Source organism: Actinoplanes sp. NPDC049316, assembly GCF_040677315.1.
Classification (GTDB): Bacteria; Actinomycetota; Actinomycetes; order Mycobacteriales; family Micromonosporaceae; genus Actinoplanes.
Genome location: NZ_JBFAQM010000002.1, coordinates 562455 through 582583, shown reverse-complemented (window position 1 = coordinate 582583; position 20129 = coordinate 562455). Strand labels below are relative to the sequence as shown.

Here is a 20129-nt window from a genome sequence, read left to right as displayed (position 1 = left end):
TGCCGCCGAACATCCTCTTGATGGCCCAGAAGAGGATCAGCGCGGCGAGGGCGACGCCCAGGAGCCGGGCCATGCCGGCCGAGAGGCCGGCCCGCGTTTCTACCAAGACCCTGCAGGACGGCGTACGGAAAACCGTCCTGCCCAGTGGGCTGCGCATCATCACCGAGGCGATCCCCACCACCCGCAGCGCGTCGCTCGGGGTGTGGGTGGGGGTCGGCTCCCGTGACGAGACGCCTGCGCTGTCGGGCGCCTCGCACTTCCTCGAGCACCTGCTCTTCAAGGGCACGGAGAAGCGCTCGGCCCTCGACATCTCCGCCGAGATCGAGGCCGTCGGCGGCGAGACCAACGCCTTCACCACGAAGGAATACACCTGCTACTACGCGCGGGTGCTCGACGCCGACCTGCCGCTCGCCGTGGACGTGATCTGCGACGCGGTGGCCAACTCGGTGCTCGCCCCCGCCGACGTGGAGACCGAGCGCGGGGTCATCCTCGAAGAGATCGCCATGCACGACGACGAGCCCGGCGACGAGGTCCACGACGTCTTCACCGAGGCCCTGTTCGGGGCGGACACCCCGCTCGGCCGGCTGATCTCGGGCACCGAGGCGACGATCTCGCCGATGACCCGTACGCAGATCAACCGCTTCTACCGCAGCCGGTACAAGGCCCCGCAGATCGTCATCACCGCCGCGGGCAACCTCGAACACGGCAAGGTCGTCCGGCTGATCCGCCGCGCGCTGGCCGGGACGCCGCTGGACACCCCGGGGGAACCCGCCGCCCTGCGCCCGGTCACCCGGCACAAGGTCAAGCCGCCCACCACGGCGGTCCGCCACCGCGACACCGAGCAGGCCCACCTGGTGCTCGGCTGCGAGGGCATCGGACGCCTCGACGAGCGGCGGTTCGCCCTGGGCGTGCTCAACAACGTGCTGGGCGGCGGCATGTCCAGCCGGCTGTTCCAGGAGATCCGGGAGAAGCGCGGGCTCGCGTACTCGGTCTACTCGTACGGCAGCCAGTACAGCGACGCGGGCGTCTTCGCGGTCTACGCCGGTTGCGCCCCGGGCAAAGCCGAGGAGGTGCTCGCGCTGATCCGCGCCGAGCTCGCCACGGTCGCCGCCGAGGGGATCACCGCCGCCGAGCTGGCCCGCGGCAAGGGCATGGTCAAGGGCTCGTACGTGCTCGGCCTCGAGGACACCGGCTCGCGGATGAGCCGGCTGGCCAAGTCCGAGCTGCTCTACGGCGACCTGATGAGCGTCGACGAGCTGCTCGCCGAGGTGGACGCCGTCACCCTCGACGACGTCAACAAGCTCGCCGCGGATCTGTTCGCCAAGCCCATGTCGCTCGCCGTGGTCGGCCCGTTCGACGACGGCGCGTTTTCGCCCGCCCGCTAGCCTGGGACGCCGTGACCATCCTCAGCTCCCCTGAAGTCGACGAGACGGGCGTCGCCGACCGCCGCAAGCGCCGTGCGGTCGCGATGCTCGTCTGGGCGGCGCTGTTCGCGGTCGGCACGTACTTCATCGGCGTGCCGACCAGCGACCCGCTGATCGCGTTCGGCTGGCTCTGGCTGGCCACCATCGCCTGGCGCATCGACCTGCCCTGGCGGCAGCACCTGCTGTTCCTGCGCGACTGGCTGCCGATCTCCTTGCTGCTGGTCGTCTACAACATCTCCCGCGGGTACGCCGACGACCTGTTCGACCCGCACGTCACCGAGCTGATCAACGCCGACAAGGCCGTGTTCGGCGGGCACGTCCCCACCGTCTGGCTGCAGGAGCACCTCTACCAGCCGGGTGCCGTCCAGTGGTGGGAGGTCGCGGTCTCCCTCGTCTACGTCTCGCACTTCCTCGCCGTACCGACCATCGGGGTGATCCTCTGGCTGCGCCGGCGCGAGCAGTGGGGTCGTTTCATGCGCCGGTGGTTCACGCTCAGCGTCGCCGGGCTGATCACGTACTTCCTCTATCCGGCCGCGCCGCCGTGGTGGGCCGCGAAGTTCGGCTATCTCACCGAGCCCGTCACGCGCATCTCCACCAACGGGTGGAACGCCATCGGTCTGCACAGCGCCGGGAACACGCTGAACGCGCTGCAGGTCGAAGCGTCCAACCCGGTCGCGGCGATGCCGTCGTTGCACACCGCGTACGCGATGATGGCCGCCGCCTTCTTCCTGCCGATGGTGGCGCGCAAGTGGTGGCCGGTGCTGCTCGCGTACCCGCTGGCGATGACGTTCACGCTGGTGTATTCCGGCGAGCACTACGTCATCGACGTGCTGGTCGGGTGGGCGTACGTGGCAGGGGTGTTCCTGCTGGTCGGCGCCGCCGAGCGGTGGTGGCGGGCGCGGCGCGCGCGTGCAGTAGATTCACCGCGTGACTGACGAGCGTGAACCGGTCCGGGTCGGCGTCCTCGGCGCCCGCGGCCGCATGGGCCTTGAGGTGTGCAAAGCGGTCGACGCGGCCGACGACCTCCAGCTGGTGGCGCGGCTCGACCAGGGCGACCCGCTCTCCGAGGCCGCCGGAGCCCAGGTGCTCGTCGACTTCACCACGCCCGACGTGGTCATGGACAACCTGCGCTGGGCGATCGACCAGGGCATCCACATGGTCGTCGGCACCAGCGGATTCTCCGAGGAGCGCCTCGAGCAGGTGCGCTCGTGGCTGTCCGGCAAGCCCGGGGTCGGTGTGCTGATCGCGCCCAACTTCGGCATCGGCGCCGTCCTCATGATGCAGTTCGCCGCCCGCGCGGCCCGCTACTTCGAATCGGCCGAGATCATCGAGCAGCACCACCCGCGCAAGCTGGACGCGCCCAGCGGCACGGCGTCGCACACCGCCCGGCTCATCGGCGCGGCCCGCGCCGAGGCCGGCCTCGGCCCGATGCCGGACGCCACCAAGGAGGAGATGGCCGGCGCGCGCGGCACCGAGATCGACGGGGTGCGCGTTCACGCGGTCCGGGCGGCGGGCCTGGTGGCGCATCAGGAGGTTCTCTTCGGTACGCAGGGGGAGACGCTGACCATCCGCCACGACAGCCTGGACCGCGTCTCGTTCATGCCCGGCGTGCTGCTGGCCGTGCGTGCGATCGTCTCCCGGCCGGGCCTGACCGTCGGACTGGACCCGCTGCTCGACTGAGCCGCTACAACGCGACGTGCAGCCGTAGCTGGTTGACCAGCATGTCGTCCACGTCCAGGGCGCGGGCGGCGCCGTCGGGTTCCCAGCCGGCCGAGGTCAGGAACTTCTTCATCGCCTCGTCCGCGTCGTACGCCCACGCCACCGCGGCCGTGAAGCCGTCCTCGCGCCACAGGTCGACGACGGCCGACAGCAGCCGGCTGCCGTGCCCGCGCCGGCCCCAGCGCGGCTCGACCAGGAGATCCGTGACCGCCGCGACGTGGCCGGGCAGCGGCGGCTCCTCAGGCGCCAGCGCCTGCTCGTCGGCGGGACCCGCGGCCGCGAAACCGACCACGGTGTTCGCCGTCTCGCTCTGCTCCACGGCGATCAGCACCCGGTGCCGCTCGGAGGGCGCCGCCTGGATCGCCTCGGACCAGCCCCGGGCGAGATAGCCCTCGTCCAGGTTCGCGAGCACATGGGCCGGGAACATCCGGCGGTACGAGGTGCGCCACGTCGTCAACTGGATGCGGGCGATCTCCGCGGCGTCCTCGGGACGGGCGGGGCGGACGAAGCCGAGAGCCATGCGGGGCAGCCTACAGAGCCTTCGCGTAGCGCAGTTCGGGCAGATCCACTGTTGTGCCGCGGGGCCGCCACAGATCGCGGAAACCGTCCGGTCTCAGGCCGGCGCGCTCATAGAAGCGGCGCGCCCGGTGGTTCTCCTCCAGGACGAACAGCCGCATGTCCGGATAGGTGCCGGCCAGCTCCTTCTCCGCCGCCTCGATGAGTGCGCGGCCGGCCCCGGTGTTCCACCTTTCGGGCGCGACGTAGAGGGCGTACAGCTCGCCGTGCGCGGCATCCAGGCTGCCGTCGTCCTCCCGGTACGGCCCGACGGCGGCGAAACCGACGAGCGTGCCGTCATCGACCGCCACGAGCGTCGTCGCGTCCTTCATGCTGCGCCAGCGGTCCCGGAACCCCTCGTGCGTCAGCGCGCCGAGGTATGCGGCGGGGACGATGCCGGCGTACGCGACCTGCCACGTCCGCAGGTGCAGGGCGGCCACCTCGTCGATGTCGGCGTCGGTCAGCGGGCGGATGTCGAGCATGCCCGGATCCTCCTCGATCGCCCCCGGTGGCGTCGCGCCGTTTTCGTCGTACCCGTGGATTAGCGTGCTCGTCGATGGCCGTACCGGAATCTCTCTCAGTCGCGCAGGCCCGGCGCATCGCGCTGGCCGCGCAGGGCTTCACCGACCCCGCGCCCGGCGGGGCCACCGACCTGCGCCACCTGCGCCGCGTGCTGCGCCGCCTGCACCTGATCCAGATGGACTCGGTCAACGTGCTGCAGCGGGCGCACTACATGCCCCTCTACAGCCGCCTCGGGCCGTACGATCCGGGTCTGCTGGAGCGTGCCGCCTACCGCAAGCCCCGCGAGCTGTTCGAGTTCTGGGGCCACGAGGCGTCGCTGATCACCGTCGACCTGCAACCGCTGTTCCGATGGCGGATGGAGCGGGCGAAGGACTACGCGTGGGGCGGCATGGTCCGCATCGCCACCCAGCAGCCGGAGCTCGTCGAGCGCGTCCTCGCCGAGGTCCGTGACCGCGGCCCGATCACCGCCGCCGAGATCGAGCACGACGCGCCGCGCAGCAAGGACAACTGGGGCTGGAACTGGTCCTCGGTCAAACAGGCCCTCGAATGGCTCTTCTACACCGGCCAGATCACCGCGGCCGAGCGCACCACGTCGTTCGCCCGGCGCTACGACCTGCCCGAGCGCGTCCTGCCCCGCGAGGTCCTCAACACGCCGACGCCCGCGCCGCAGGACGCGTTCCGCGCGCTGGTCGAGCTGTCGGCCCGTTCCCTCGGCGTCGCGGCCGAGCCGGAGCTGCGCGACTACTTCCGCCTGCCCGTGACGGGCTTCCGGCAGGCGGTGGCGGAGCTCATCGAGGACAAGGTGCTGCTGCCGGTGACGGTCCGCGGCTGGAAGGGCCCCACGTACGTGCACCACGAGGCGAGGCTGCCCCGCTGGGTGCGCGCCTCCACGCTGGTGAGCCCGTTCGACCCACTCATCTGGGAACGGGCCCGCACCGAACGCCTCTTCGACATGAACTACCGCATCGAGATCTACGTGCCCGCCGCCCAGCGCCTGTACGGCTACTACGTGCTGCCGTTCCTGCTGGGTGACCGGTTCGCCGCCCGCCTCGACCTCAAGGCGGACCGCAAGGCCGGCGTGCTGCAGATCCCGGCGGCCTGGCTCGAGCCCACGGCCGACCAGGAGGAGACGGCGGGCGCCCTCGCGGTCGAGCTCCGCCGGCTGGCCGGCTGGCTGGGCCTCACCGACATCGCCCCGCCGCAGCGCGGCGACTTCGCCGGCCCGCTGACCGAGGCGCTCAAGCTGGAGACGTCATGACCTCTCCGGGCATGCCGCACGGTGTCCCCGCCGGTGTACCGTGGCGCCCATGAGCAGCACGACCGAGCCGGCGGCTCCCCTCGCCGCGGACCCGCCGCAGCCGGCCTCGTCCGAGCTCGCTTCCGCGCCGCCGGCCTCATACCGGCCCGCCCCCGCGCAGCCGGGCTTGTCCCAGCTCGCTCTTGCTCAGCCGGATGCCTTTCGGCCGGGTTCGCCGGAGTTCGGCCCGTCGCAGCCGGGCGCTCCTCAGCCGGGGCACCTCCCGGCCGACGGGCAGCCGGTTCCCGCTTGGGCGGGCTACCCGGCGTACCAGGAACCCCAGCAGGACCGGGTCACCCGCTTCATCCAGCGCAGCTGGCGCAACTCCCCGCTCTGGGTCGCCCCGACGGCGATGCTGGTCTGCATGGCGGGCGCGGTCGGCTACACCCTGGCCACCCACCCCACCGAGGCCAACGCCGGCGCCGCCCCCAGCTGCCTGCTCAAGTACACGACCGGCTTCGTCTGCCCGGGCTGCGGCGGCACCCGCGCGGCCTGGTATCTCCTGCACGGCGACATCCCGGCAGCGGCCCGCCACCACGCCCTGTTCGTCTTCGCGGTCCCGTTCCTGCTCTACATGTACGTCGCCTGGGCCGGCAGACGCCTCTTCAACTGGAAACTCCCGGAACTCAACCCGTCCCCGGGCGTGATCGGCGCGTTCATCGCGGTCTGGGGCGTCTTCACAATCCTCCGAAACCTCCCCTGGGCCCCCTTCACCGCCTTCTACGTCTGACCCCACCCCCCACCAAGCCACCCGCGGCGGCTTGGCCGACGTGGCGGGTTTGGCTGCGGCACGCGAACCTGCCGCTGGCGGCCGACCGTGGCGGCCGGTACAGCAGTGCCTGGCGATCCGGCGACGGCCGCAACCGGGGCCAAATCACTCGGCACCCGAGGCACTCACGGTGACCACAACGGCTTCGGGGACGGGGATCGCCTCACGCAGGGATCAAGCTTGACCGACGGGAGTGAGGTGATCCCCGCCTCCGAAGCCCACCGCAACCACCATCAGAGCCCGACGGTAAGTCCGCGAGCGAGGCGCCGAAGCCCTCACCATGAGCCCAGCCGAGAGCACCACCCCAAGCCGTCCGATAAGTTGTTCGGTATGACGCAGGACCCCTCCCGCCCCTTCGGCCGGTTGATCACGGCCATGGTGACCCCCTTCGCCGCGGACGGTTCGCTCGATGCCGACGGGGCCGCCGCCCTCGCCACGTACCTGGTGGATGAGCAGCGTCATGATGCTCTTGTCATCAGCGGGACCGGTGGGGAATCGCCCACGACCTCCGATGCGGAGAAGGAGACCCTGCTCCGGGTCGTCGTCGAGGCCGTCGGGGACCGGGCGAGGATCATCGCCGGGGTGGGGACGAACCACACCGCACACACCGTCGAGCTGGCGCGGTCCGCCGAGAAGGCGGGGGCGCACGGGCTTCTCGTCGTGACGCCGTATTACAACAAGCCTCCGCAGGCCGGGCTCGTGAAGCACTTCACGATGGTCGCCGACGCGACCGGGTTGCCCGTGCTGCTGTACGACATCCCGCACCGTTCCGGGGTGGCGATCGCGACCGAGACGCTGGTCCGGCTCGCCGAGCATCCGAACATCGTCGGGGTGAAGGACGCGAAGGGTGACGTCGCCGCGACCTCCGACGTGCTGCGGCGGACCGATCTGGCGTACTACTCCGGCGAGGATGCTTCCACGCTTCCGTGGCTGTCCGTCGGAGCGGTCGGTGTCGTCGGCACCTCGACGCACTTCGTCGGGGTGCAGACCAAGGAGATGATCGAGGCGTACGAGCGCGGTGACGTGGCCGCGGCCCTCGGGTTGCACCGGCAGTTGCTGCCGTTGTTCACCGGGATCTTCCGTACGCAGGGCACGATTCTTGTGAAGGCCGGCCTGAAGGTCCGTGGTCTTCCGGCGGGTCCCGTCCGTCCGCCGCTCGTCGACGCCACCGACGCGGAACTGAACCAGCTGCGCCAGGACGCCCGAGCGGCCGGCGTGGACCTCTGACAACGGAAAGACACACATGAGCCAAGCGCACGTCGAGCTGGATCCGCCCCCGCCGCTTCCGGAGGGCGCCCTGCGGGTCATGCCGCTGGGCGGTCTCGGCGCCATCGGGCGCAACATGACCGTTTACGAGTACGACGGGAAGCTGCTGGTCGTCGACTGCGGCGTGCTGTTCCCCGACGTGGAGCAGCCGGGCGTGGATCTGATCCTGCCGGACTTCGCGCCGATCCTGGACCGGCTGGAGGACGTGCAGGCGATCGTGCTCACCCACGGGCACGAGGACCACATCGGCGCGGTGCCGTACCTGCTCGCCCACAAGCCGGACATCCCGCTGGTCGGGTCCGAGTTCACGCTCGCGCTCGTCGAGGCGAAGCTGGCGGAGCGGCGGCTCGACCCGTACACGTTGACCGTGCGGGAGGGCGGCCGGGAGCGGCTGGGTCCGTTCGAGTGCGAGTTCTTCGCGGTGAACCACTCGATCCCGGACGCGCTGGCCGTGGCCGTGCGTACGCCGGCGGGCCTGGTGCTGCACACCGGCGACTTCAAGATGGACCAGGTGCCGCTGGACGGCCGGATCACCGACCTGGCCGGTTTCGCGCGGCTCGGCGCCGAGGGCGTGGACCTGCTGCTGTCGGACTCGACGAACGCGGAGATCCCCGGGTTCGTGACACCGGAGCGCGACATCGGCCCGGTGCTGGGCTCGATCTTCGGCAAGGCGCGAGGCCGGATCATCGTGGCGAGTTTCGCCTCGCACGTGCACCGGGTGCAGCAGGTGATGGACGCCGCGTACGAATATGACCGCAAGGTCGCGCTGATCGGCCGGTCCATGGTCCGCAACATGGGCATCGCCCGGGATCTGGGCCTGCTGCGCATCCCGGACGGCCTCCTGGTGAGCCTGGACGAGGCGACGAACCTGCCGCCGGACGAGATCGTCTTCATGTCGACGGGCTCGCAGGGTGAGCCGATGAGCGCGCTGGGGCGGATGTCGACCGGCGATCACCGGCACATCACGATCGCGCCCGGCGACACGGTGGTGCTGGCCAGCTCGCTGGTGCCGGGCAACGAGACGTCGGTGTACCGGGTGATCAACCAGCTGGCCCGGGCCGGCGCGACCGTCGTGCACAAGGACACCGCGAAGGTGCACGTGTCCGGGCACGCCCCGGCCGGTGAGCTGCTGTACCTGCTCAACGTCGTACGCCCGAGCAATTTGATGCCCGTGCACGGCGAGTGGCGGCACCTGCGCGCGCACGCGCAGCTCGGCATCGAGTCGGGCGTCGCGCCCGACCGGGTGGTCCTCTGCGAGGACGGCGACGTCGTGGACCTGGTGGAGGGGCACGCCCGGCACGTGGGCCGGGTCAAGAACCGCTACGTGTACGTGGACGGCCTCGCGGTCGGCGACGTGAGCGAGTCGCTGCTGACCGAGCGGCGGATCCTCGGCGACGGTGGGTTCATCTCCGCCACCGTGGTGATCGACTCGGTCACCGGCAAGGTGGTCGGCGAGCCCAGTGTCATGGCGAAGGGCTTCTCGGAGGATCCGGAGGCGTTCAGTCCGGTGATCCCGTTGCTCACCGCCGCGCTGCACCGCTCGGCGGAGGAGGGCATCACCGACACCCACCAGTTGCAGCAGGTCGTACGGCGTACCGTCGGCCGCTGGGTCAACGACGCGTATCGGCGACGGCCGATGATCGTGCCCACCGTGGTCGAGGTTTGACCATTTTTTGAACTGTTCCCGGCTCGCCCTCGTATCGATGAGCACGGTGCCGCCCCCACGGCACCGCGATGCGAGGGGAGTACCGAATGCAGCGCAGAACGGTCGTCGCGATCGCGGCGACGGTGACGGCGGCGGGAGCGGCGGTGGCGTTCACCCTGCCGTCGATGGCGGGCACGACCCCGTCCCGGCGGGCCGTGGCCCAGTCGGACGGCGTGGCCCCGCAGCTGCTCGCGGCGATGAAGCGCGACCTGGGTGTCAGCGCCGACCAGGCCACTGCCCGGGTGCAGCGGGCGAAGTGGGCCAGCGGTGTCGCGGCCCAGCTGCGCAGCACCTCCGGTGACTCGTACGGCGGCTCCTGGCTGGCCAAGGACGGCACGACGCTGAACATCGCGATCACCGACCCGGCGCTGGCCGGCGACGTCCGCGCCGCGGGCGCGCAGCCGAAGCTCGTCAAGCGCAGCGTCGCCCAGCTGGACAGCGCGAAGAAGGCGCTGGACACCGCGGCGACGAAGGCCGACCGGGACCTGCCGGGCTGGTACGTGGACGTCGCCGCCAACCAGATCGTGGTGAAGGCGCTGCCGGGCGACGCGGACCACGCGTGGGACCTCGTCGCGGACGCCGGGCTGCCGACCTCCGCCGTCAAGGTGGTCACGGTCAAGAGCGCCCCGCGGCCGCTGGCCGACGTGATCGGCGCGCAGCCGTACTTCATCAACCTGGGCAACGCCCAGGCCCGCTGCTCGATCGGCTTCGCGGTCGAGGGCGGTTTCGTCACCGCCGGCCACTGCGGCGAGGAGGGTACGCGGACCACCGACCTCGACGGTCAGGCGCAGGGCCAGGTCGTGGCCTCGGTGTTCCCCGGCAACGCCGACATGGGCGTGGTGCAGACCGGCGCGAACGTCCAGCTGCAGCCGTTCGTCGACGACTTCGACGGCAACGCGCTGCCGGTCGGTGGTGCCACCGAGTCGCCGGTGGGCGCCGCGGTGTGCCGTTCCGGCTCCACCACCGGTACGCGCTGCGGGACGATCCTGTCGAAGAACGAGACGGTCAACTACCCGGAGGGTTCGGTCACGGGCTTGACCCGTACGGACGTCTGCGCCGAGGGCGGCGACTCCGGCGGCCCGTGGCTCTCCGGCGACCAGGCGCAGGGGGTCACCTCGGGCGGCTCCGGCGACTGCACGGTCGGCGGTGAGACGTTCTTCCAGCCGATCACCGAGATCCTCGAGACGAACAACCTGACGCTGCTCACCACCGGTTCGGGTGGCTCCGGCGGCGGCGCGACGCCGCCGGCCGAGGCGACCACCGCCCCGCCGGCCGAGGCGACCACCCCGCCGGCGGGTGACGGCGGCCAGCAGCAGGGCGGCAACCACCGCCGGGGGCACCGCCACCACAACTGACGTTCAACGGTCCCGGTCGTGCCGCCCGCGTAGGTCATCCTCCGTCCTACGCGGGCGGCGCTGCGTCGCTACCGTTGAGGCGTGGGTTACACGCTGATGATCGTCTTCGCCGTGGCGGCGCACTACGCGTTCCTGGCGTTCGGCATCTTCGGCGGCTTCCTGGCCTGGCGCTGGCCGCGCCTGATCTGGCTGCAGGTGGCCGCGGCCCTGTGGCTGCTGGTCATCGTGGTGGCCAAGCTCTACTGCCCGCTGACCTGGCTGCAGGACCGGGGCCGGGAAGGTCTCGGCCTGCCGCCGCTGCAGGGCGGCTTCCTCGACAACTACGCCGCCGGCATCTTCTACCCGCACGGGTACGAGTGGGTGGCGCAGATCGTGGTGGCCGTGCTGGTCGTGATCTCGTGGACGGGATTCGTCCTACTGCAGCGCCGCCACCGCCTCGGCAAGCTCGACGCCCGTGGCGATGCCGCAGATCATCACCTGGTCTAGCTGCTCCGGCGTGACGCCGTGCTCGAAGTCCGCCCCGACCTCGCCGACCACGCGCACGACGCCGTCGTCGCCGGTGTGCACGTACGCCTTGGGCCAGAGCCGGTCGTGGTTCCAGGCGTTGCAGAACGCGTACAGCCGGGGCACGTCGTCGGTGCTGAACTCCGCGTGCGTCAGGGCCCTGACCTGGAAGATCTCCCTGTTCTTTCCCAACCGGAAGAAGAAGATCAGGCAGCCCTGCCAGTTGCCGCCGATGTCACCGTCGTCGTCCACGAAGTGGCTGAAGTCTCGGGCGGTCAGCGCCGCGACGATCATGTCGTGGCTCAGCGGCTGCAGCGGCTCGGGCATTCCTTGATCCTAAACGGGCGAAAAAGCGAATCCTGGTCACGGTGCGGCGCGCGGGCTCGCGAGCGCCACGCCGTTACGGTATGGGCATGGCGGGCCGTACTCCTCCGGCGAGCCGGGGTCGCACCGCGTCCAAGGGCGGCGCCGCGTCGGCGCGCGCCCGTCAGCCGGTCCGAAAGGCCGCCGCCGCGCCCGCGCGCAAGGCAGCTCCCGCGCGCAAGGCCGCGCCGCGTCCCCGGGCCCGCAGCGCCACCCGTGCCCGGCCCAGCGTCGGCGCGGCGGTGGCCGGTGGCCTCGGCCGTGGCGTCGGCGCCCTGTGGATGGGCGTCGCGCACAGCGTCGGCTGGGTGGCCCGCGGCGTCGGGCGCCAGGCCGCCACCGCCAAGGACATCGATCCGGAGCACCGCCGCGACGGCGCCGGCCTGCTCATGCTCGGGCTCGCGATCCTCGTCGGCGTCGCGGTCTGGGCGGGCTCCGCCGGCCCGGTGGGCAGATGGCTGGCCGATGCCGTACGCCTGTTCCTGGGCGGCCTCGGCGTCCTGCTGCCGCTGCTCCTGCTGTACGGCGCGATCCGCTTCATGCGCAAGCCCGCCGATCCGGAGCACCGTGGCCGGTCGGTGGTGGGCTGGAGCGCGCTGCTGATCGCCACCGCGAGCCTCCTGCACATCTCGGAGCAGCCTCGCGACGACGTCGCCCTCACCAACGCCGGCGGCCTCGTCGGGTACGGCGTCGGTGCGCTGCTCGAGCGCGCGGTGACCGCGTGGGTCGCCGTACCGTTGCTCGTTCTGCTCTTCGTCTTCGGTCTGCTCGTCATCACCGCGACGCCGATCAACAAGATCCCCGAGCGCCTGATGCTCCTGACCGACGTGCTCCTGGGCCGGTCGACGGCCCGCGCGCCGCTGCCCGTGCCGGAGCTGCCGGACCTCGGCGACGACGAGCCGGACGCCGACGAGCCGAAGCGCCGCCGCCCCGCCCGCCGCCGTCAGGGTGCGCTGGCCGACATCGGGCTCGCGCCGGAGGAAGGCGAGGACGGCGAGGAGGAGATCCTGCACGACACGGTGGCGCTGCCGCGTGCGGCCAAGCTCCCGGCCAGCCGCAAGGCGCCGGAGCCGCCCGAGCATTCGCCGCTGCCCACCCGCGCCGAGCAGCTGGAGATCTCCTCGGTGCCCGGCGACTACCGCCTGCCGCCGCCCACGTTGCTCGGCAAGGGCACGCCGCCGAAGGCCCGCAGCCGCGCCAACGACGAGATCATGGCCGCGCTCACCGGGGTCTTCGACCAGTTCAACATCGATGCGCAGGTCACCGGGTTCACCCGCGGCCCGACCGTCACCCGCTACGAGGTCGAGGTCGGCCCGGGCGTCAAGGTCGAGCGGATCACCCAGCTGTCGCGCAACATCGCGTACGCGGTGAAGTCGCCGGACGTGCGCATCCTCTCGCCGATCCCCGGCAAGAGCGCGGTCGGCGTGGAGATCCCCAACACCGACCCGGAGAACGTGTCCCTGGGCGACGTGCTGCGCTCGCGGGCCGCCACCGCCGACCACCACCCGATGCTCGTCGCGCTCGGCAAGGACATCGAGGGCGGCTTCGTCGTCGCCAACCTGGCCAAGATGCCGCACATCCTCATCGCGGGCGCCACCGGCGCGGGCAAGTCGTCCTGCCTCAACTCGCTGCTGGTGTCGCTGCTCACCCGGGCCACCCCGGATGAGGTGCGGCTGCTGCTGGTCGACCCCAAGCGGGTGGAGATGACCGCGTACGAGGGCATTCCGCACCTCGTCACGCCGATCGTCACGAACCCGAAGAAGGCGGCCGACGCCCTGGAATGGGTCGTCCGCGAGATGGACATGCGCTACGACGACCTGGCGGCCAACGGCGTACGTCACATCGACGACTTCAACCGCAAGGTGCGCAGCGGCGAGATCACGGCGCCGGCGGGCAGCGAGCGGATCATGAAGCCGTACCCGTATCTCCTGGTCATCGTCGACGAGCTCGCCGACCTGATGATGGTCGCGCCGCGCGACGTGGAGGACTCCGTCGTCCGCATCACCCAGCTGGCCCGCGCGGCCGGCATCCACCTCGTGCTGGCCACCCAGCGGCCCTCGGTGGACGTGGTGACCGGCCTGATCAAGGCCAACGTCCCGTCCCGGCTCGCGTTCGCGACCAGCTCGCTCGCCGACTCCCGGGTCATCCTCGACCAGCCCGGCGCGGAGAAGCTGCTCGGTCGTGGCGACGGCCTGTTCCTGCCGATGGGCGCGTCCAAGCCGATCCGCATCCAGGGCGCCTGGGTGGACGAGAAGGAGATCGCCCAGGTCGTCAAGTTCTGCAAGGACCAGCGCGAGCCCGAGTTCCGCGAGGACGTCACCACCCCGGTGGCGAACAAGAAGAAGGAGATCGACGAGGAGATCGGCGAGGACCTCGACGTCCTGCTCCAGGCGATCGAGCTCGTCGTCACCTCGCAGTTCGGCTCGACGTCGATGCTGCAGCGCAAGCTGCGGGTCGGCTTCGCCAAGGCGGGCCGGCTGATGGACCTGATGGAGACCCGCGGCATCGTCGGCCCGTCCGAGGGCTCGAAGGCCCGCGAGGTGCTGGTCAAACCGGACGAGCTCGAGGCGACGCTCGCCACCCTCAGGCTCGACGACTGATCCGGTTGTCCACAGGCAGCCGTGCGGGCGACACCGCGCCGCGGGGGCTGCCGGTAACCTTGTCGGGTGTCGTTGACTCCCCCTGTTCGCCGTGTCGCTCTGCTCACCCTCGGCTGTGCCCGTAACGAGGTCGATTCCGAGGAGCTCGCCGCGCGCCTCGACGAAGGCGGCTGGCAGGTCAGCACGGACGCCGAGGGCGCCGACGTGGTGGTCGTCAACACCTGCGGCTTCGTGGAGAAGGCGAAGCAGGATTCGATCGAGACCCTGCTCGCCGCCGCCGACACCGGCGCCAAGGTGGTCGCCGCCGGCTGCATGGCCGAACGGTACGGGCGGGAGCTGGCCGAAAGCCTCCCCGAGGCGCAGGCCGTGCTGGGCTTCGACGACTACACCGACATCGCCGCGCGGCTCGACGGCGTGCTGGCGGGGGAGCGCTTCGACTCGCACACCCCGCGCGACCGCCGCGAGCTGCTGCCGCTCACCCCGGTCAACCGGCAGGCCGCCAAGGTCGTCGTCCCCGGGCACGCGACCGTCGACGAACACACCCCGGCCCACCTGCGCAAGGTGCTGCGGCGCCGGCTCGACACCGGACCCGTCGCCAGCCTGAAGCTCGCCAGCGGCTGCGACCGCCGGTGCTCGTTCTGCGCGATCCCCGCGTTCCGGGGCGCGTTCGTCTCCCGCGACCCGCAGGAGCTGCTCGCCGAGGCGGAGTGGCTGGCCGGCACGGGCGTGCGGGAGCTGGTGCTGGTCAGCGAGAACAGCACGTCGTACGGCAAGGACCTCGGTGACCCGCGCGCGCTGGAGAAGCTGCTGCCGCAGCTGGCCGCCATCGACGGCATCGTGCGGGTGCGGGCCAGCTACCTGCAGCCCGCCGAGACCCGGCCCGGGCTGGTCGAGGTCATCGCCACGACGCCCGGTGTGGCCGCGTACTACGACCTGTCGTTCCAGCACTCCAGCGAGCCGGTGCTGCGCCGGATGCGCCGGTTCGGCTCCACCGAGCGCTTCCTCGAGCTGCTCGCCTCGGCCCGCGCGCTGGCGCCCGGGGCGGGGGCGCGCAGCAACTTCATCGTCGGCTTCCCGGGCGAGACCCGGCAGGACGTCGACGAGCTGGTGCGCTTCCTCACCGAGGCGCGCCTCGACGCCATCGGCGTCTTCGACTACAGCGACGAGGACGGCACGGAGGCCGCGGGCCTGTCCGGCAAGGTGCGCGAGGACACGATCAAGCGCCGGTACGCGCGGATCAGCGACCTCGCCGACGAGCTGTGCGCGCAGCGCGCGGAGGACCGCCTGGGCACGTTCGTCGACGTCCTCGTGGACACGGTCGACGCCGGTGAGATCGAAGGCCGCGCCGAGCACCAGGCGCCCGAGGTGGACGGCTCCACCACGCTGGTGGCCGGGGACGCGGGGGTGGACCTCGCCGCGCTGCGCCCGGGGGACCTGGTCCGGGCGCGGGTGACGGGCACCGAGGGCGTCGACCTGGTCGCCGTGCCGGTGGAGATGATCTCAGCGGCAAGCCGGGTGTCTACGTCGCGCGGCGGCGCTGCCGCGTCGGCCGGGGCCACGCCTGGTGCTGCTTCCTCAGCTGGAGCCGCGCCTGGCGCTGCGTCGGCCGGAGCGGCGTCGGCCGGGGGCGGCGCTGCCTTCATGGCGGGGGCGGCGCCCGTACCGACGGCCGCGCCATGACCGACGAGCCGGTGACTGCGCCCAGGCCGGTGCCGCTGAACAACCCGGCGAACCTGCTCACCGCCGTCCGGATCGTGCTCGTCCCCGTCTTCGTCGTGCTCGTCGTGGTGTCGGGCATGACGGAGCCGGGCTGGCGCATGGTGGCCTGCCTGACCTTCTGCGTGGCGTCCGCCACGGACTTCGCCGACGGCTGGATCGCGCGCCGCTACCACCTGGTGACGTCGTTCGGCAAAGTCGCCGACCCGATAGCGGACAAGGCGCTCACCGGCAGCGCGCTCGTGCTGCTCTCGGCGTACGACCGGCTGTCGTGGTGGATCACCGGCCTCATCCTGCTGCGCGAGTGGGGCGTGACGGCGTTGCGCTTCTGGGTGATCCGATACGGCATCATCCCGGCCAGCCGAGGTGGAAAACTGAAGACGGCGCTGCAGATCGCGGCGATCGCCTGGTTCCTGTGGCCGGTGCCCGAGCCGTTCGACGCGGTCGGGACCGTGCTCATGGTGGCCGCGCTGCTGATCACCATGATCACGGGCGTGGACTACGTGCTGCAGGCCGTACGCATTCGCAGAAAGGCAACCGGCAGAGGTTGAGCATCAACGGCTCGGACACCACCCATCACATCGACGTCGGCATGGACACGGGCGCGACCGCGGCCGCCGCTGTGCACGAGCTGGTGGACCGGCGGCAGACGGTGGCGGTGGCGGAGTCGCTCACCGGCGGTCTGCTGGCGGCCACCTTCGTCGAGATCCCCGGCGTCAGCTCCGTCTTCCGCGGCGGCCTCGTCGTGTACGCCACCGACCTCAAGCACTCGCTCGCCGGCGTACCGGAGGATCTGCTCGCCGACCGCGGCCCGGTCGACGCGGACGTGGCCCGGGCCCTCGCCGAGGGTGCGCGGGCGCGCTGCGGGGCCGACTGGGGCCTCGCCACGACCGGCGTCGCCGGCCCCGAGCCCCAGGACGGCAAACCCGTCGGGATGGTTTTCGTCGCAGTGGCGGGACCCGTCGGCACCGTGGTGCGCGAGCTGTCGCTCAGCGGCTCCCGCAGCGCCATCCGGCACGAGACGATGACCTCGGCGTTCGCGCTTCTCGTCGATGAGCTGCGCAAAGCCGACGTGGGAATGCCCCGCTGACCCGGCCGGTTGATCATCAACGGTGATGTGTATCAACAGTCTCGCGGGAAGACGTCCGTTCCCGGGAGTCCCGGAAATCGGCGGGGCAGGATGTCGGTGTGGCCCGCAGCGGGTACGGTTGCGGGAAGCCTCCGGCGGCTGCCGGCGGCCCCGCCGCAGGAGGAGGTGCCATGGTCCTGCTACGCCGGGTAATCGGTGACGCACTTCGGGCGCGCCGACAGGGACAGCACCGCACGCTGCGTGAGGTGTCGACCGCCGCCAACGTCAGCCTGGGATATCTGTCCGAGATCGAACGTGGCCAAAAAGAAGCGTCCAGCGAGCTGCTCGCGGCGATCTGCGAGGCCCTCGGCGCCCGCCTCTCCGAGGTGCTCGGTGAGGTGAGCGACACCCTCGCCCTCGCCGAGGACATGGACGGCGTGCTGGTGCCCGTCGAGCCCACCCCGGTCGAATCCACCGGCTCCGGTGCCGCACCGGTGCCGCAGCCCGCCGCGGCCGCCGTCAAGAGCGCGGCCGCCGCCAAGGCAGCCGAGGCCGCGGCCGTCCGCCAGGTCACCACGGACGGCACCGTGTCGGTCTCCGTACGCCAGGACACCCCGCTCAAGGCCACGCTGCGCACGCGGCGCAAGCGGGAAGTCATCTACGCCGCCTGATCGAGGTTCCGGTCTTTCCTCCGGGGGCGGGGGTGGGGCCGGAGCTGGGAAGCGGCCCTCCGGCCGCTCGGGCTGTCGCGCGGTCTTCCGGCCCCTCGGGCCTCTCCGGCGGCGCCGCGGTTGTCCGGCCGTGCGGTCCTCTGGTCGCGCGGGGCTTGCTGGCCGTGTGCGTTTTCCGGCCGCGCCCGGGTCCGTCGGCCGCGCGGGCCGTGTGGGCCGTCCTTCCCTGTCCTGCCTCGCCCGCATTGTCTCCCTCTCCCCGCTCCGCGTCGCCTTTCGGCTGCCCGCCGCGGTGGCCGTGGCGTCGCCGGAACGGCGGCCGGCGCGTAACCTCGACGTGGGGGATCCCCCTGGAACACCCTGAGATCCCCCCGAGGTCACGTGACGCCGGTGGCGAGGAGCTGACACGATGGAGCCCGCGCCATCGTGAGAGACCCCTCGGGCCCGCGTCGGTGGCGCGTCCGATGCAGCGACATTGAGGGGATACCGCGGATATGGCGAACCCGTTCGTCAAGGGCTGGCGTTACGTGATGGCGCTCTTCGGCGCGAAGATCGACGAGTACGCCGACCCGAAGGTGCAGATCCAGCAGGCCATCGAGGATGCCCAGCGGCAGCACCAGGCGCTCGTGCAGCAGGCCGCGGCCGTGATCGGCAACCAGCGTCAGCTCGAGATGAAGCTGTCGCGGCAGATGTCCGAGGTCGAGAAGCTGCAGGGCATGGCCCGCCAGGCGCTGGTCCTCGCCGACCGGGCCCGCGCGGCCGGCGACGAGGCCGAGGCGCAGAAGTACGAGTCCACCGCCCAGACGCTCGCCACCCAGCTGGTCTCCGGCGAGCAGTCGATGGAGGACCTGAAGACCCTGCACGACCAGGCGCTCTCCGCCGCCGGCCAGGCCCGCAAGGCGGTCGAGAACAACGCGATGGTGCTGCAGCAGCGCATCGCCGAGCGGTCTCGCCTGCTCAGCCAGCTCGAACAGGCCAAGATGCAGGAGACCGTGGCCAGGTCGCTCGAATCCATGTCGTCGCTCGCTGCGCCCGGCAACACGCCGTCGCTCGACGAGGTGCGCGACAAGATCGAGCAGCGCTACGCGAACGCGATGGGCCGCGCGGAGCTGGCCTCCAACTCGGTCGAGGGCCGCATGCTCGAGGTGCAGAAATCCAGCCTCGACCTGGCCGGCTCGTCCCGCCTGGAGCAGATCCGCGCCAGCATGGCGGGCGAGAAGCTCGGCAGCGCCCCGGCGCAGCCGCAGGTCGAGCAGGCCGCCCCGGCGGCGGACCCGGCCAGCGTCGCCCGCTTGGACGAGATCAGGGCCAGCATGAACAGCAAGCGCGGGGACACCACGGCAGCTGGCTGACCGGCCGGCCCGAACAGCCGCGGGCCGCGGCGCCAACGGGGTCGCGGCCCGGCATTCAAGCAGGGCGTCACGGCCTGCTCGGGCTTCGCAGCCGACCCGGGGGTTCCGCGGCCGGGTCGGCTTGCACGGCCGGACCGGCTTGCACGGCCGGACCGGCTTGCACGGCCGGACCGGCTTGCACGGCCGGGCCGGTCTGGCCGGGTTGTGCAAACCGGGCTTGGCCGCACGGTCGGGCCGGTTTGCGCGGCCGGGTCCGGCCGCTCGGCCGGGCCGGTCTGGCCGGTCGGGTCGGGCTTGCGCGGGCAGGTCCGGCCGGGTCGGGCCCCCTCGGTCGGGCCGGGCTCGTGCCGCCGGGTCGTGCCGCGCGGCTGAGGCTTTGCGGCCAGGGAGGGAAGGGAGCGGACGGTGGACGAGCGGACCAGGTACTTCCGGCGGCTCAAGCGGCTGCGGGGTTCTGCGCGGCGGTGGAGCGTCATCGGCGGGGGTCTGACCGCGGCCACCGCGGTGCTCACGCCGTACGCGGGGATCGGGGTCGCCGACGCCGTCTGGGCCGCCTCGGCCGGGGCCTCCGTCGCCCTCGCCTGGTGGCGCTGGCAGGACCACCGCGAGCTCGCCGCCACACCCGCCCCGCCGCCGGCCCTTCCGGGCCAGCGCCTGATCTCCGCCGTCGAACGCCTCCCGGCCGGCCGTCAGGTCCTCCAAGAGGTACGCCGCCAGCGCAACCGGTACGCCGTCCGCGGCTCCGCCGTGGCCCAGACCTGGGACCGCCTCGATCGCGCGTCCGCCACCCTGGCCGCGCTGGCCGGCCGCCTGACCGGGCCCGGCGAAGGCGCGGTCCTCGAGGCGGCGGTGGCCGAGCAGTGGTTGCGCGACCTCGGCCAGCGTGTGGCCGGCGTCGAACGGGCGCTGCCCCTCACGCCCCCCGACCGGCGCGCGACCCTGCAACAGTCCCACGAAAGCCTGGCCACCCAGTTCAGCGAGGGCGTCACCGCCTTCGAAGGCCTGGTGGCGGCGGCGGCGAGCTACGTCGCCGAGGACGGGCACCCGGCCGCGGACCAGCACCCGGCGCTCGCGGGGCTGATCGACGCGACGGATCGGCTGCGCGGCATCGCCGAGGGACTGTCCGAACTCCGCCGCCCGTCAACGCCGGCGGCCTGAACCCCGGCGCCGTGGCTCGCGGCCTTGGCGCCCGGCCCTCGTCGCCCGCCCGGCGCCCGGCCCTCGTCGCCCGGCCGGCGCCCG

18 protein-coding genes and 1 pseudogene are annotated in these 20129 nt (G+C 72.0%); 16 read left to right on the top strand and 3 right to left on the bottom strand.

Annotation, left to right across the window (positions count from 1 at the left end; translation table 11 throughout):
- The first annotated feature begins 71 nt into the window (after positions 1-71).
- From AB0K03_RS05245 to dapB, 3 genes are all read left to right on the top strand, one after another.
- Positions 72-1385, top strand: coding sequence for a pitrilysin family protein (locus AB0K03_RS05245; RefSeq protein ID WP_364680691.1), 1314 nt, complete (start codon positions 72-74; stop codon positions 1383-1385).
- A gap of 83 nt (positions 1386-1468) precedes the next feature.
- Positions 1469-2359, top strand: a complete 891-nt coding sequence (locus AB0K03_RS05240) for a phosphatase PAP2 family protein (protein ID WP_364680758.1) — start codon at positions 1469-1471, stop codon at positions 2357-2359.
- A complete protein-coding gene (dapB, locus tag AB0K03_RS05235) occupies positions 2352-3104 on the top strand; it encodes a 4-hydroxy-tetrahydrodipicolinate reductase (protein WP_364680689.1) in 753 nt (250 codons plus the stop codon). The genes AB0K03_RS05240 and dapB overlap by 8 nt, the downstream gene beginning before the upstream one ends.
- Positions 3105-3108: 4 nt before the next feature.
- Here dapB and AB0K03_RS05230 read toward each other — a convergent pair whose 3' ends face one another.
- Both AB0K03_RS05230 and AB0K03_RS05225 read right to left on the bottom strand, forming a co-directional pair.
- Entirely contained in the window at positions 3109-3663 is a 555-nt protein-coding gene (locus AB0K03_RS05230; RefSeq protein ID WP_364680687.1) for a GNAT family N-acetyltransferase, read from the bottom strand.
- A gap of 10 nt (positions 3664-3673) precedes the next feature.
- Entirely contained in the window at positions 3674-4180 is a 507-nt protein-coding gene (locus AB0K03_RS05225) for a GNAT family N-acetyltransferase (RefSeq protein WP_364680684.1), read from the bottom strand.
- A gap of 74 nt (positions 4181-4254) precedes the next feature.
- Between AB0K03_RS05225 and AB0K03_RS05220 the strand changes: the two genes are divergently transcribed.
- The 6 genes from AB0K03_RS05220 to AB0K03_RS05195 all read left to right on the top strand — a co-directional run bounded on the left by AB0K03_RS05220 (position 4255) and on the right by AB0K03_RS05195 (position 11098).
- Positions 4255-5478: a DNA glycosylase AlkZ-like family protein gene (locus AB0K03_RS05220; protein WP_364680681.1), complete on the top strand. Its 1224-nt coding sequence runs from the start codon at positions 4255-4257 to the stop codon at positions 5476-5478.
- 49 nt (positions 5479-5527) lie between these two features.
- Positions 5528-6247 carry a DUF2752 domain-containing protein gene (locus AB0K03_RS05215; RefSeq protein ID WP_364680678.1) on the top strand — a complete coding sequence of 240 codons (720 nt, stop codon included), beginning with the start codon at positions 5528-5530 and terminating at the stop codon, positions 6245-6247.
- A 369-nt stretch (positions 6248-6616) separates the two neighbouring features.
- Positions 6617-7513 (top strand): 4-hydroxy-tetrahydrodipicolinate synthase, encoded by an 897-nt coding sequence (gene dapA / locus AB0K03_RS05210; RefSeq protein ID WP_364680675.1) that lies wholly within the window; start codon positions 6617-6619, stop codon positions 7511-7513.
- Between the two features lie 16 nt (positions 7514-7529).
- On the top strand, positions 7530-9218 hold the full coding sequence (locus AB0K03_RS05205; RefSeq protein ID WP_364680672.1) for a ribonuclease J: 1689 nt from the start codon (positions 7530-7532) through the stop codon (positions 9216-9218).
- Positions 9219-9304: 86 nt separating this feature from the next.
- Positions 9305-10612 (top strand): S1 family peptidase, encoded by a 1308-nt coding sequence (locus AB0K03_RS05200; protein WP_364680670.1) that lies wholly within the window; start codon positions 9305-9307, stop codon positions 10610-10612.
- A gap of 81 nt (positions 10613-10693) precedes the next feature.
- The gene (locus tag AB0K03_RS05195; protein ID WP_364680667.1) at positions 10694-11098 is read left to right on the top strand and encodes a DUF2784 domain-containing protein; all 405 of its coding nucleotides are present in this window, start codon (positions 10694-10696) and stop codon (positions 11096-11098) included.
- On the opposite strand, the gene AB0K03_RS05190 is transcribed toward AB0K03_RS05195, so the two are convergent.
- A complete protein-coding gene (locus tag AB0K03_RS05190; protein ID WP_364680664.1) occupies positions 11027-11443 on the bottom strand; it encodes a YbjN domain-containing protein in 417 nt (138 codons plus the stop codon). The two genes, AB0K03_RS05195 and AB0K03_RS05190, sit on opposite strands and share 72 nt — an antisense overlap.
- 86 nt (positions 11444-11529) lie before the next feature.
- Here AB0K03_RS05190 and AB0K03_RS05185 point away from each other — a divergent pair, with 86 nt between their 5' ends.
- From AB0K03_RS05185 to AB0K03_RS05155, 7 genes and pseudogenes are all read left to right on the top strand, one after another.
- A complete protein-coding gene (locus AB0K03_RS05185; RefSeq protein WP_364680661.1) occupies positions 11530-14079 on the top strand; it encodes a DNA translocase FtsK in 2550 nt (849 codons plus the stop codon).
- Between the two features lie 66 nt (positions 14080-14145).
- A pseudogene (gene rimO, locus AB0K03_RS05180) lies at positions 14146-15600 on the top strand (30S ribosomal protein S12 methylthiotransferase RimO); the annotation flags it as partial.
- A gap of 155 nt (positions 15601-15755) precedes the next feature.
- Entirely contained in the window at positions 15756-16346 is a 591-nt protein-coding gene (gene pgsA, locus AB0K03_RS05175; protein WP_364680658.1) for a CDP-diacylglycerol--glycerol-3-phosphate 3-phosphatidyltransferase, read from the top strand.
- A 41-nt stretch (positions 16347-16387) separates the two neighbouring features.
- The gene (locus AB0K03_RS05170; protein ID WP_364680756.1) at positions 16388-16885 is read left to right on the top strand and encodes a CinA family protein; all 498 of its coding nucleotides are present in this window, start codon (positions 16388-16390) and stop codon (positions 16883-16885) included.
- Positions 16886-17055: 170 nt separating this feature from the next.
- Positions 17056-17535 (top strand): helix-turn-helix transcriptional regulator, encoded by a 480-nt coding sequence (locus tag AB0K03_RS05165; RefSeq protein WP_364680655.1) that lies wholly within the window; start codon positions 17056-17058, stop codon positions 17533-17535.
- Between the two features lie 494 nt (positions 17536-18029).
- Positions 18030-18887, top strand: coding sequence for a PspA/IM30 family protein (locus AB0K03_RS05160; RefSeq protein ID WP_364680652.1), 858 nt, complete (start codon positions 18030-18032; stop codon positions 18885-18887).
- 405 nt (positions 18888-19292) lie between these two features.
- Complete coding sequence (locus AB0K03_RS05155) at positions 19293-20045, top strand: phage shock envelope stress response protein PspM (protein WP_364680649.1); 753 nt, start codon at positions 19293-19295, stop codon at positions 20043-20045.
- Positions 20046-20129: the final 84 nt, after the last annotated feature.